General features: G+C 66.6%; 7 protein-coding genes. 2 read left to right on the top strand and 5 right to left on the bottom strand.

Features of this window, described 5'->3' with window-relative positions:
• Positions 1-4: 4 nt before the first annotated feature.
• The 3 genes from GIW81_RS10940 to GIW81_RS10930 form a co-directional block, all read right to left on the bottom strand.
• The gene (locus GIW81_RS10940; RefSeq protein ID WP_154739217.1) at positions 5-883 is read right to left on the bottom strand and encodes a transglutaminase family protein; all 879 of its coding nucleotides are present in this window, start codon (positions 881-883) and stop codon (positions 5-7) included.
• Between the two features lie 168 nt (positions 884-1,051).
• On the bottom strand, positions 1,052-3,610 hold the full coding sequence (locus tag GIW81_RS10935) for a circularly permuted type 2 ATP-grasp protein (RefSeq protein ID WP_154739216.1): 2,559 nt from the start codon (positions 3,608-3,610) through the stop codon (positions 1,052-1,054).
• 168 nt (positions 3,611-3,778) lie between these two features.
• A complete protein-coding gene (locus GIW81_RS10930; RefSeq protein ID WP_154739215.1) occupies positions 3,779-7,072 on the bottom strand; it encodes a transglutaminase family protein in 3,294 nt (1,097 codons plus the stop codon).
• 196 nt (positions 7,073-7,268) lie between these two features.
• Here GIW81_RS10930 and GIW81_RS10925 point away from each other — a divergent pair, with 196 nt between their 5' ends.
• A complete protein-coding gene (locus GIW81_RS10925; protein ID WP_324614973.1) occupies positions 7,269-8,312 on the top strand; it encodes a zinc-binding metallopeptidase family protein in 1,044 nt (347 codons plus the stop codon).
• A gap of 15 nt (positions 8,313-8,327) precedes the next feature.
• Here GIW81_RS10925 and GIW81_RS10920 read toward each other — a convergent pair whose 3' ends face one another.
• Entirely contained in the window at positions 8,328-9,227 is a 900-nt protein-coding gene (locus GIW81_RS10920; protein ID WP_195930514.1) for a FecR family protein, read from the bottom strand.
• Positions 9,228-9,378: 151 nt separating this feature from the next.
• On the opposite strand from GIW81_RS10920, the gene GIW81_RS10915 reads away from it, so the two are divergent.
• Positions 9,379-10,413: a tetratricopeptide repeat protein gene (locus tag GIW81_RS10915; protein WP_195930513.1), complete on the top strand. Its 1,035-nt coding sequence runs from the start codon at positions 9,379-9,381 to the stop codon at positions 10,411-10,413.
• Positions 10,414-10,420: 7 nt separating this feature from the next.
• On the opposite strand, the gene GIW81_RS10910 is transcribed toward GIW81_RS10915, so the two are convergent.
• Positions 10,421-11,803 (bottom strand): hypothetical protein, encoded by a 1,383-nt coding sequence (locus GIW81_RS10910; RefSeq protein WP_229309144.1) that lies wholly within the window; start codon positions 11,801-11,803, stop codon positions 10,421-10,423.
• Between the last annotated feature and the right edge of the window lie 122 nt (positions 11,804-11,925).

The raw sequence follows: 11,925 nt of genomic DNA, 5'->3' as shown, positions 1-11,925 counted from the left end.
GCGCCTAGCCGCGCGCCGGGACGACGTCGACGCCGACGTGGACCGAGTGGTCGCTGCCGCCCAGGAGGATGCCGCTGATCGGGCTGACGTCGTCGTAGTCGCGGCCGTAGGCGATGGTGATGTGCTCGTCGCGCGGCATGAGGCCGTTGGTCGGATCGAAATCCACCCAACCAAAGTCCGGCGACCACACCGAGATCCAGGCGTGCGAGGCGTCGGCGCCGGTAAGCCGCGTCACGCCCGGCGGCGGGCGCGTGAGGATGTAGCCGCTGACGTAGCGCGCCGAGATCCGCATGGCGCGCAGGCAGGCGAGCGCCAGATGGGAGAAATCCTGGCAGACCCCGCGGCGCTGCTGCAGCACCTGCGTGACCGGCGTCGAGACGTCGGTCGCCGTCGGGTCGAACGTGAAGTCGTCGTAGATGCGCTCGACGAGATCCCAGGCGGCCTCGAGAACCGAGCGGCCGGGCTTGAATGACGGCCCCGCGTAGGCGGCGATGTCGGGCGTCGGATAGGTGTTCTTCGAGGCGCACGCGTAGCGGGCGACATCCAGATCGAGGCCGGCGCGCGGATTTGCAATTCGCTTGGCGACCTCTTCCCATGCCGGGGCGGCGGCGCGGTCGACTTTCTTCGGCGCGGTGACGCCGATGGTGCTGCGCGCCTGGACGATGAGCTCGGTATGATCCTGCTCGATGTCGAACAGCACGACGCGGTTGCCGAAATAGTCTTCGCGTTCGGTGCGGATCGTCGGCGCCGGCTCGATCAGCAGCGTGTGCCCCTTGATGCGCTGGCGCTCGACCGCGCGGGGCGACATGTGAACGACGTGCTGGCTCTGCGCGACGGGCGTCGAGTAGCGGAAGGTCGTGCGGTGGCTGACGTCGTAGATCATGGCTTCGGCTCTAGTGCCCCCATTCCGAAGTTCGCCGAAGTTCGCTGCTGGGGGAGAGAGCGAACTTCGGAATGCTAAGGGGCACTATAATCATGGTCTCGCTAGTGTGATTCAGATCGAGAAATTCGCTCGGTACCTTGCCGCTGTCGATGGCGAATTTCTCGATCATCACACTAGCCGCGTATGCACCCGGTGCGGCTGTTCCTCGAGTAGGTTGAAGTAGTGCCGCTCGATGGCAGTGGTGAGCTGCGGCAGCAGCTCCAGCTGGTTGCGCAAAGCGTTCTGCAGCTCGGCGCGCGACGCGTCCGCGGCGAAGCTTTCGACGTTGGCGAGACGGATCGACGTCAGCATGGCGAGGATGATGCGACGCTCGTCCGCGAGGCTCGTGCCCTGGTTGGACTGTGGCAACGACGACAGGTGCTGCGAAATGCTGGCGAGCTGGTAGGCGAGGCTGCGCGGGTTCGTCTCGTCGAGCATCAGCAGGTCGAGCACCAGCGCCAGCACCGGATCGAGCCGGTAGCGGGAGCGGAAGGTGATGAAGCTGTCGGCGACCTCGAGGAGGAAGAACAGGCGGCCCGTCTCCTCCTCGCGTTCGAGCGGCCGGCCGAACAGCCAGAGGATCGCTTCGCTCATGTTGCCGGCGCGCTCGATGCGGCGCCCCATGTCCATGAACGACCAACCTTTGTTGCGCGTCATGTTCTCGTGCATCAGCCCGTTGAAGGCGGCGAGCCAGCCGAGCCCGTCCTCGATCAGATCGAGCAGCGTTTCAGGTGATGCCGAGAGCAGGTCGCGGCGCCAGTCGGTGCCGGGGCGGAAGTGGCTGAGTACGCGGTAGGCTTCCAGCGAGAGGCGGTCGCGCGTCAGGTTGGCGACGCGGTAGAGCTTGTCGAGTGTGCCATCTAGGGTGCGGCGGCCGTCCTTGGCGCCGATGAGGAGGTGCACCAGGCGCTCGACGGCGGCGGCATCGTCACCGTCGCTGGGCGTGAGCGGCTCCTTGCCGTCGCGCATGGCGAGTGCTTCGAGGCACGCCCGCGCGGCGCCTTGCACCTGCGAAGGGGCGCTGTCGCCGCGCAACGGCTGCAGCGCGCTGCGCAGCACGCGCAGTATCCAGTCGGTGCGTTCGGCGTAGCGGCCGAGCCAGAACAGGTCGTCGGCGACGCGGCTCTGGATAACGCGCTGCGAGCGTTGCACGCGCGCCGTCTCGATGGTCGGCTGCCATAGGCTGCGGTGCGGCGGCACCTCGCCGTCGGCGACGATCCACACGTCGCGGGTGCGGGCTTCCGGGGCGCTGAGCCCCACGGCGAGGTTCGGCACGAGCGTCATGGCGAGGCCGCCGGGCATCACCGTGAAGCCGTCGGCGGTGGCGGCGGCGAACAGGCGGACGGCGAACGGTTGCGGCACGAGACCCTGCGGGGTGAAGGCGGGCGTGGTGCCGAAGCCGATGCGCTCCTCGGCGACCAGCATCTCGCCATGCAGCTCGATCTCCTCCTCCAAGGCGCGCCGCTGCGCCTCGGTCAGGCTCGATCCGAGACGCCCGTACTCGGCGCCGCCGGGACGGCCGGTGCCTTCTTGCGCCGGACGAATGACCATGCGGTCGAGATTGGCGATGACGTGCTGGCGGTTCGCCGCATCACCGAGCCAGTGGCGCGGCGCATCGGCGATCATCAGATCCTCGCCGAACAGGCGGCGGCAGACGTCGGGCAGGTAGGCGCCGAGCCCGCGGTTCTGCACCACCGCCGAGCCGAGCGCATTGCGCACCAGCGCCGGCGTCTTGCGGCACGCCTGCACGAGGCCGGGCGGTCCGCCATAGCGCACGGCGTCGAGTTCGAGCGGATCGGATTGGCGGCCGTCGACGCAGCGCACGATGAGGTCGATGCGCTGCAGGCCCTCCAGCGTCTTCAAGAAGATGTAGTCGCCGGCGGTACGCAGGTCGCCGCCCTCGACTAGTAGGTAGCCCAGGTAGCGCGCCAGATAGGCGTGGCTGAAATAGTCGTCGTGGTGCGGGCCGGGCGTGAGCAGCGCGATGCGCGGATCGCGGCGTCCCGTGAGCAGAGTGAGGCCGTCCTGCACTCGCTGGAAGAACGGAGCAAGGCGCAGGCTGTTCGACGCCTCGAACAGGTCGCCGGCGATGTGCGTGTGCACGACGCGGTTGGCGAGCGCATAGCCGACGCCGGCCGGCGTCTCCGTGTGATTGTCGATGACGCGCCAGCTGCCGTCCGCCTCGCGCGCCAGGTCGATGGCATAGAAATGCAGATAGCCGGCCGCGGGATTGATGCCGTGGCAGGGCGTGAGGAATGCCAGGTCGGAATTGATGAGCGCCGGAGGAATGAGCCCCTCGCGCAGCAGCCGCTGCTCGCCGTAGGCGTCCGCCAGAATGCAGTTGAGCAGCCGCGCCCGCTGGACGATGGCTTTCTCCAGCGCCTGCCATTCGCCGCTAGACAAGATCAGCGGGACGAGGTCGACCTCCCACCGCTTTCCTGGCGAGGTCGGGTCGGCAAAGATGTCGTGGGCGATGCCCATCTCGCGCACCCGCCGGTTGAGGCGGCCGGCGCGCAGGGTTTGCTCGATGGGGGACAGCCCGGAAAGCGCGGCTATAAACGGCTGCCAATGGGGGCGCACGTTGCCGGCAGCATCGACGAGCTCGTCATGGGCGCCGGTGTCGGCGCGGGCATAGTTTTGAATAAACTCGAGGTCGAGCTCGGTTGCGAGCCGCGCTTTGAGGGTCATGGCTTCGGGGTCGTGGGGGCGATGCCCCGCGGAGTGCGCATTCTAAGGCCGGTGGCTCGACGATGAGGCGGCAAGAATAGTGCTTCGCCCTTGGCCGCACCAGCGGCGGCAAGGGTCAAGGCGGCACTATCGGCGGGCCCTGTGGCCGGCGCGATTGCCCTTCCTTGGTCAGGTGCGCAGGTCGAGGGTCAGCGGATATTCGGGATTGACGGCCGGAGGGGTCGTCAACGGGCGCCCCGGGGTATGCCCCAGCAACTCGAAACGGGCGAGGCGTCGCCCCTCCGCCTCGTAGGCGTTTACGGGCGCCAGATCGAGGTTACGGCCTCCGGGGTGGGCGGAGTGATAGCGGCAGCCGCCGACCGAGCGCGCGGTCCACGTGTCCATGACGTCGAATACGAGCGGCACATGGGGCGGGATCGTGGGGTGCAGGGCCGAGGCTGGCTGCCAGGTGCGATAGCGCACGCCGGCGACCTTTTCGCCGAATGTACCGGTGCTGGCCAGCGGCAGCCCGCGGCTGTTGCAGGTGACGGCGTAGCGCCCGTTGGCGTTGTCGCGCACCGTGACCTGCAGCCGGTCGAGCGAGTTGTCGACGTAGCGCGCGGTGCCGCCGGCGGCATTCTCCTCGCCGAGCACGTGCCACGGCTCCAGCGCCTGGCGCAACTCGACGGCGACGCCCGCTGCCTCGAGCTCGCCGATGAGCGGAAAGCGAAATTCGAAGTGCGGCGCGAACCAGTCGAGCTCGACCGGCAGTCCTGCCGCCTTGAGGTCGCCGATCACCTCGGTGAAGTCGGACCACAGATAGTGCGGGAGCATGAAGCGGTCGTGCAGCGCCGTGCCCCAGCGGACCAGCTTGGCACGATAGGGGCGGTCCCAGAACATGGCGATGAAGGCGCGCATCAGGAGCTGCTGCACGACGCTCATGCGCGCGTGCGGCGGCATCTCGAAGGAGCGGAACTCGATGAGCCCGAGCCGCCCTGTCGGGCTGTCAGGCGAGTAGAGCTTATCGATGCAGATCTCGGCGCGGTGGGTGTTGCCGGTTACGTCGACAAGCAGGTGGCGGAAGATGCGATCGACGATCCACGGCGGCACGCTGCCCTGCGAGGGGTCGGGGATCTGCTTCAGCGCGATGTCCATCTCGAACAGCGCTTCGTGGCGCGCTTCGTCGAGACGCGGCGCCTGGCTGGTCGGGCCGATGAACAGGCCGGAGAACATGTACGACAGCGACGGATGGTTCTGCCAGTAGGCGATGATCGAGGCGAGCAGGTCGGGGCGCCGCAGGAACGGGCTGTCCGTCGGCGTTATGCCGCCCATGACGATGTGGTTGCCGCCTCCGGTTCCCGTGTGGCGTCCGTCGGGTAGGTATTTGTCCGCGCCCAGTCGTGTCTTGTGCGCTTCCTCGTAGACCGCGGTGGTGATGTTGACGACTTCCTTCCAGCTCGTGGCCGGATGGATGTTCACCTCGATCACGCCGGGGTCGGGCGTCACCTTGATGACGTTGATGCGCGGGTCGTTGGGGGGCGAATAGCCTTCGATGTGCACCCGCAGCTTGCTGACGGATGCGGCCTCCTCCACGGCGGCAACGAGCGCCGCGAAGTCGAGAGCGTCGGCGAGCGGCGGCAAGAACACGCACAGATGCCCGTCGCGCGGCTCGATGGCCAGCGCGGTGCGCACGGAGCCGTAGATCTCGCTGGGACCCGACGGCGGCGGCACGGGCGCGGGCCGCAAGGTGATGGCTTTGCGCTGCTGGATGAGCACATCGCGCTCGGGCAGCGGCGGCATCTCGCTCGAAGGATCGCGCGGCAGCACGTGCGGATAGTCCACCTCGGGAAGCACGGCGAGCGAACTCATCGGCAGCCGCAGACCGGCGGGGGAATCGCCCGGGGAGAGGAAGAGCTTGCCGCGCCGGGTGCCCCATCGCTCGGTCACCCAGCGGCGCCCGAGATCGGGCGATTGCCACACCTGCACGGGCAGGACGTAGCTGACCGGCTTGTCGAGCCCCTGCTCGAACACGCGCACGATGCGCGCGCGCTCCACCGGATCCTGCAACTTGTTCTCTTCCGGCGTGACGTTGAGCGGCAGCTTCTGCTCGACGAGTGCGTAGTAGCCGGGATCCTCATAGGCAGGGATACCGCTGTCGGCCGGGAGGCCGAGCTGGGTGCACAGCGCGCCCATGAGTTTCGTCGCGTCGCCGATACCGGCGTTCGCCGGCTTGTCCTCGCGGTCGATGAGAGCCGGATCACTCCACAGCGGCTCCTGGTCGCGACGCCAATAAAGCGCGAAGGCCCACCGAGGTAGCGGCTCGCCGGGATACCACTTGCCTTGGCCGAAGTGCAGCAGGCCGCCCGGCGCGAAGCGCTGCTGCAGACGGCGGATGAGGTCCTCGGCGTACGCGCGCTTGGTCGGTCCGACGGCGCCGGTCTTCCACTCGTCGCCGTCCATGTCGTCGATCGATACGAATGTCGGCTCGCCGCCCATGCTCAAGCGCACGTCGGCGCTGTCGAGGCGGACGTCGACGGCGTCGCCAGCAGCGACGATCTGCTTCCAGGTCTCCTCGGTGTAGGGGAGGGTGACGCGCGGCGACTCGAGAATGCGCTCGACGCGCATGTCGAACGCGAACGTCACCTCGGCCGGCTCGTGCGCACCTGTGATCGGCGCGGCGCTCGACGGCTGCGGCGTGGCGGCGAGCGGGATATGGCCTTCACCCGCGAGCAGCCCCGACGTTGGATCGAGGCCGATCCAACCGGCGCCGGGAAGGTAGACCTCGGCCCAAGCGTGCAGATCGGTGAAGTCCGCCTCGGCGCCGGCGGCGAGGCCGTCGAGCGGCTTCACGTCGGGGCGGAGCTGGATGAGATAGCCGGAGACGAAGCGCGCGGCAAAGCCGATGTGCCGCAGGATCTGAACCAAGAGCCAACCGGAGTCGCGGCACGAGCCGGAGGCTTTAGTGAGCGTCTCCTCCGGGGTCTGGATGCCGGGCTCGAGACGCACGCAATAGTTCACGTCGCCGCGGACTTTGCGGTTGAGGTCGGTGAGGAAGTCGATCGTGTTGGGGGCCTTGGCGGGGATCGAGTCGATAAACCGCTTGAGCAGCGGCCCGGCCGGCAGCGGTTGGAGGTATGGCGTCAGCTCGGCCTTCAGGTCGGCCTCGTAGGCGAACGGCCACTCCTTGGCGCCCTCCTCGACGAAGAAGTCGAACGGATTGATTACCGCCATGTCGGCGACGAGGTCGACGGTGACGACGAATTTGTCGGTCTTCTCCGGCAGCACCAAGCGCGCGCAGTAATTGGCGAACGGATCCTGCTGCCAATTGAGGAAGTGGACCTTCGGCTCGATGTTAAGCGAGTAGCTGAGGATGGGCGTGCGGCAATGGGGAGCCGGCCTTAGCCGGATCACCTGCGGGGCCATGCCGATCGCGCGGTCGTAGTGATAGGCGGTGCGGTGCGTGAGTGCGACGTGGAGAGGCATCAGGACCCGATCAGAATGAGCGCTCTTGTGCAGTGCAGCGCGATGACCATAGAACATCTTTCGTTGCGCACGAAGATCGGGCATTGCCTGGCAAGTGGGCGCGCTGCAACAAGATTAGGCAGTCATTACAAACGGAACGTGCGAAGGGCTGCCGCGTTAGTGGCGGCGCGAGTGCAACGGCAGGATCGAGGCTTCGGTGAAGACGTTCAAATGCGGTGCGTGCGGCAGCACCGTTTACTTTGAGAACGTGCAGTGCCTCAGGTGCGGCCACGCCCTCGGTTTCCGTCCCGATAAGCTCGAAATCCGCACGCTCGTTTCGAGCGGTGACGGCCTCTACCGCGAATACAAGAAGGGCGCAGGCGTTCGGCTGCGTTATTGCGCCAACGAGGTGCACGGCGTGTGCAACTGGCTGGTGCGCGCCGACTCGCAATCGCAGTTCTGCAGCGCGTGCGAGCTCAACCGGACCATCCCCAATCTCGCCGATCCGGCCAACGTGCTGGCCTGGGGTGTCTTCGAGCGCGCCAAGAAGCGCTTGGCCTACTCGCTGCTGCGGCTGGGCTTGCCGCTCGACGGTGCCGTCGTCGGCAAGGCGCCGCTGACCTTCGATTTCCTCAACGATGCGCTCACCGGACATCTCGATGGCGTCATCACCATCGCCGTCGGGGAGGCCGACGCTGTCGAGCGGGAGCGGCAGCGCCAGGCGATGGCCGAAGCCTATCGCTCGATGCTCGGGCACCTGCGTCACGAGAGCGGCCACTATTATTGGATGCTGCTTATCGACGGCACCAACAACATCGATCGCTTTCGGGCGCTGTTCGGCGACGAGCGCGAAGACTATGTTGCCGCGCTCGAGCGTCACCACGCGCTGGGTCCGCCAGCCGACTGGTCGCTGCGCCACGTGTCGGCCTACGCGAGTTCGCATCCTTGGGAGGATTGGGCGGAGACCTGGGCGCACTACCTGCACATGATCGATGCGCTCGATACGGCGGCGGTGCATCGCCTCGAGCCGCGGCTGGGGCGGTTCAGCTCCGGCAACGCGTGGGGGCTGCGTCCATTCGATGTCTATCGCAGCGAGAGCTTCGACGCGCTCATCAAGCGCTGGGTGCCGTTGACGCTGGCCTTGAACGACATCAACCGCAGTATGGGCCACGCCGACTTCTACCCGTTCGTCATTCCCGATGTTGCGGCGACGAAGCTGGCATTCGTGCACCGGGTGATCCGTGAGGCAATGTCGCAGTGATGAGACCGCGCGCGCTTAGTGGCCGCCGCCGCCACCTTTGCCGCCGCCGCCGAACCCGATGCCGATACCGATGCTGATGCCCGGCGAGTATGTGGCGGGCGGCCGGCGGCGGGCATACGTCTGCCGCGTCCTGCGGACCTTGCGCGCCTGACGCCGCGGAGGCTTCTCCGCCTTCTTCACCTTTGGAGTGGGCTCCTCCGCCTTGCGGACCTTCGGCTCGGGGCAGCGGCCCATCTCGATGTCGGCACGCGTGAAGACGGGTGTAGGATCGATGCCCGGCGGCGAGACGACAAACGGAAATGCGCGCTCGAAATTCACGTCGCGAGCGGCGGGCAATGCGTTCCAGGTTCCAGGGTCCTGCAACTCGCCGCCGGCGCCGATGCGCAGCAGGCGGCAAGGATCATCGAGCGACCGGCACTCGCCTCGCTCGTTGCAGGCGCGGATCGATCCTTCGTGCAGGAGCAGCCATACCGGACCGCCTTCCTCGACGTAGATGTCGAAGATCGTGCCGCGCACGGTGATCGCCGCCACGGGCGTGCGGATCGAGTAGAACGGCTTGGCGGCGACGCCGGTGATGAAGCGGAAGCCACCCTTGATGAGGTTGAGGACGATGGCGCCGTTCGGCCGGTCGGGATTGTAGACGAAGCGGTCGAGTGTCAGCCGAGACCCGGGACCGAGGGCGAGCTTCGTCTGATCGCGCAGCATGATCTCGGCGATGGAGTCCGTGCCGGCGGCGATTACCTCTTCCTGCACGACATCGTCGCCGGTCGCGAGCGTGCGCACGTCCTGCCGGAAGGCGCCGGTCACGCTATTGACGATGGCCACGGTCGAGCCGATCGCGTCGCCGGGATCGGCATGGGCGATACCCGCGGAAGCGCCGAGGCAAACGCAGAAGATCAATTGCTTGAATGACATGGCAATGCACAAATGGAAGGACGCGGACCGACAATAGGCCTCTACGCGATCTGAATCCAATCGCCGGGTTCTGAACAATGGCCAACGGTAAATTACTACGGTGGGGCGAGCCATTAGGCATTGGCGCCGCGGGTCAGCTAAGATGCGACCGATGAGACGGAAGCATGCGCCGTTGACCATCGTTCTGGTCGTCCTTGTCGGATGGACCGCGGTGTCGCCTGCGCACAGCCAAGTGAGCCGCCAGGACAAGGCCTGCGCGGATACGACGGACGCCGAAGCAGCGATCCAAGCCTGCACCCAACTGTATGAGAACCGCGGTCTCGGCAAACGCAACCGCGCCATCGCCCTCGGCAATCGTGGCGCCGCCTACAAGTCGCTGGGCCGCTACCCGGAAGCCCTCGCCGACTTCGAGCAGGCGAGCGAGCTCGATTCCGACAATCCGCAATATTATGGCCAGCGCGGTGACGTGCACATTCGCACTGGCGAGCTCGACGCGGCCATCGAGGACTTCACGACAGCGCTCAGCCACTCGTCGCGTTTCGCGTGGGGCTACCAGGGACGCGGTCGGGCCTACTTCGCCAAGGGTGACGGCGCGAAGGCGGTCGCGGACTTCAACGAGGCGCTGCGTCTTAAGCCCGGCGACTTCATCCTGCTGACGCAGCGCGGACGCGCCAGCAACCTTGCCAAGCTGTACGATCAGGCCGTCAGCGACCTGTCAAAGGCGATGAAGCATGCGAAGTTCGAAACGCTGCTGCCCAAGGAGCGCGCCGATCTCATCGCGCAGCGCAGCTTTGCCTACGTCAAGCAGCGCCGTCTCAGCGAGGCGCGCACCGATGTCGACGATGCTTTGAAGTTGGCACCGAAGTCGGCGTTTGCGATCGGCGTGGGCGGCCTCATCGACGAGGAGGATGGAAATCGCGACAACGCCAGGAGTGCGTTCAACAGGGCTCTGGCCATCGAGCCCGATTTGCAGCTGGCAAAGGCGGGGCTCGACCGGCTCGGCGGTGGAGGTCAGGTCGACGATGCCGACAAGGATCGCGAACCCGTCGCCCAGTCCGATCCCCCCAAGCCGTCGCGCGAATCGTCGGCGCGCCGCAAGGACGACGATGAGCCGCGCGACGATCCAGAAATGTGCGCCAAGTACGTTCCGGAGATTGGCCGCACCGTGAAGATCAAGTGCGACTAGCGGCTGGTCAGAAGCGGATCACTGCACCCGACAACAGCAAATCGAGATCGTCGATCGGTGCGCCGGCGACAGGGCCCGTCGCCTCGACGCCGTTGAGTTGGCGCAAAGTGAGATCGCCGGTCACGTGCTTGTAGGACAGGTAAAGGATCATCGCCGCGCTATCGATCCCCTGCGCTATGCCGGCGCCCCAGATGGCGACGCTCGATTGCCACACCGCCCAGCTGCCAACGCCCGTCGGGTTAAGCGGATCTCCCGGTCCGACCAGCAGCGCCGTCGGCGCGGCACCGCTGTAGTTGTAATACTCGCCGTAGATAGTGGTCTTGCCGAGCGAAAGGTACGGCCGCTCGATGCCAAACTGCCCCGACAGAAGCAGCTCGTGGTCGCCGACGCCGGTGTTCGCGAAGCGATCCGTGTCGTCGGCGATGCCGTCGAGCGTGTATTCGAATCCGAAGTTGGCGAAGAGGCCCGTGTCGAGATGCTTGGCGCTGACCGAGCCGAGCAGCTGACGGCAGGCGGGTGAATCGCCGCCATCGTCGAGGATGGCGATGGAACACACGCTGCGGGTCCGCGACCCCGGCACCAGCTGCAGATAGCCGATGCCGGCGCCCACATCGAAACCGTGCATCTCCTTGCGGTAGCGCAGGGCCACGTCCCAGAAGTCGGTAACGACCCAGTCGGCCGCCGCCGTGAAGCCGTTCCATGTCGGGGACACGTACTTCAGGAGCGAAAAGCCGCGTTGGCTTTCGCCCGGCTGGTCACCGCCCGCGCCGATGATGCGCCGCCAGTTCAGCAGGCTGCGCGTCAGCCGGCCATTGCTAGCCGAGCGCAAGAACATGCCGAGCCCGGTATTCTCCGGCGCCGCGTACTGGTTGAACATGGCCGTCTGCGTGACGTTGGAGTTGGCGATGCGGTCGGTGGCGGCGAAGGTGGTGCCGATAAACCCCGCGCCGAGATGCTTGTTGCGCAGGTACCAGACAGAGCTGCGCACATCGAAGTCGCGCCGCAGCACGCGGTCGTTGTCGGTCAGCTGGTTGACCAGCTTGGAGTTGGCCGCCCTGAGCCCGATGTCGATCGCGTATCCCGCCTCCCAGATCGCATCGATCGCGGCCTTGCCAACGAAACTGAACCGCGAGCGCTGGTTGTCGTTTGTGACGACGTAGGCGTTGCGCTCCGCACCGTCATCCCAGGTCATCACCGCGTTGTTGACGAGGCCGGTGACCTGCAGCGAGACCGTGCGGTTGCCCTTGCGTGCCACCATCGATTCGAGTTCGGCGACCCGCTGATCGAGGTCGCTGCAACACGAGGAGTCCTCGGCCGTCGCGCCCCCGGCCGTCGCGACAACGAGCAATGTCGCCAGGACGTGAAGCGCAAACGGCCTGCCTCGCCCCATGCTGGCCACGCTCCGATGCCCGCCGCCGCCTGATCTCTGAGCCAAGCAAAGGCCATAACTGATTCGACGCGGATGCCGGGCTGTTGCGCGGCACCGGAGATGAACGAGGCACAGCAATGATT

This window comes from Hyphomicrobium album, from assembly GCF_009708035.1.
Classification (GTDB): domain Bacteria; phylum Pseudomonadota; class Alphaproteobacteria; order Rhizobiales; family Hyphomicrobiaceae; genus Hyphomicrobium_A; species Hyphomicrobium_A album.
Note: the sequence above shows the minus strand (reverse complement) of the source record. Positions and strands in the feature narration are given on the sequence as shown.